This is a genomic window from Streptomyces sp. NPDC101166 (genome assembly GCF_044768125.1).
Lineage (GTDB): Bacteria > Actinomycetota > Actinomycetes > Streptomycetales > Streptomycetaceae > Streptomyces.
This window is the reverse complement of sequence record NZ_JBIWPF010000374.1, coordinates 1-1032: the sequence shown is the minus strand read 5'-3', so window position 1 is coordinate 1032 and position 1032 is coordinate 1. Positions and strand designations below refer to the sequence as shown.

At 69.1% G+C, this 1032-nt stretch carries 3 protein-coding genes; all 3 read left to right on the top strand.

The window, feature by feature from the left end; all coding sequences use genetic code 11:
• Positions 1-452 (top strand): helix-turn-helix domain-containing protein (locus ACIRS4_RS39225; RefSeq protein WP_404205215.1); only part of this gene is annotated, 452 nt, incomplete at its 5' end.
• Between the two features lie 29 nt (positions 453-481).
• On the top strand, positions 482-754 hold the full coding sequence (locus ACIRS4_RS39220) for a hypothetical protein (RefSeq protein ID WP_404205213.1): 273 nt from the start codon (positions 482-484) through the stop codon (positions 752-754).
• Between the two features lie 65 nt (positions 755-819).
• The coding region (locus tag ACIRS4_RS39215; RefSeq protein WP_404205211.1) for a bifunctional adenosylcobinamide kinase/adenosylcobinamide-phosphate guanylyltransferase at positions 820-1032 on the top strand (213 nt) is incomplete at its 3' end.

The window sequence follows — 1032 nt, the reverse complement described above, 5'->3', positions numbered from 1 at the left end:
ACCTGGTACGCCGGGAACTGGGCAGCAGCGTCGCCAATGCCATCGCCCGGCGCATGGTGGTGCCGCCGCAGCGCGACGGCGGACAGCGGCAGTTCATCGAGCGGCCGGTCGTGGCCTGCGAATCCGAGGGGCTCAGCGAGACGCTGCATTGGATGGGTGAGCATCTGGACCTGCCGCATTCGGTGGAGTCACTGGCGGCGCGCAGTTCCATGTCGACGCGCACCTTCGCACGGCGCTTCGCCGCCGAGACCGGGACCACGCCGGTGAAATGGCTGACCGGGCAGCGGGTACTGCTGGCCAAACAGCTGCTGGAGGACACCGACCTGGACCTCGAATCGCTGTCCCACCGTTGCGGATTCGGGTCGGGGGCGCTGTTGCGGCACCACTTCCAGCGGTTGGTGGGGATCTCGCCCGTGGAGTACCGGCGGCGATTCGGATCCAGGGTCTCCTGAGCGGGCTCGGGCCGTTACGATGCGCACTCATGCGGTGGGCAGTGATGATCGCGGCGGTGCCGCTGGCGGTGGCGGCGGTTTCGGCGACGGCGGGATGCACGGATCCGCGCACCGCGGTGGGGGAATGCATTGTCGGCGGGTCGACCAGTAACCACGACAAGCTGGTGGCCTGCTCCAAGCAGCACGACGGCAAGATCATCGCCAGCGTGGCGCACGGCTCGGACTGCCCGCAGGGGACCGATTGGTCGTACACGGCCAAGGACCTGAAGGTGCAGTGCGTGCACAACGAGAAGAACTACTGACTCCCGCACCCGGGATGGCCGTGCCTACTCGGCCGGAGCACGGGCACAGTTGATACCGTGCTGACGTGTCGCACAGTGCTCAGACAACCGATCGGCCGCTGCGGACCCTGGTGCTCGGTGGCGCCCGGTCCGGCAAGTCGGCCTTCGCGGAACAGCTCGTCGCGTCGGAGGCGGTGCGGTACGTGGCCACCGCCGCGGTCGACCCCGCCGACGCCGACTTCGCCGAACGCATTGCGGCGCACCGGGCCCGGCGGCCCGCAAGCTGGACCATCGTGGAG

Coding starts and splice junctions, on each gene's coding strand:
- ACIRS4_RS39220 (WP_404205213.1), top strand. CDS start 482: ATGCGGTGGGCAGTGATGATCGCGGCGGTGCCGCTGGCGGTGGCGGCG.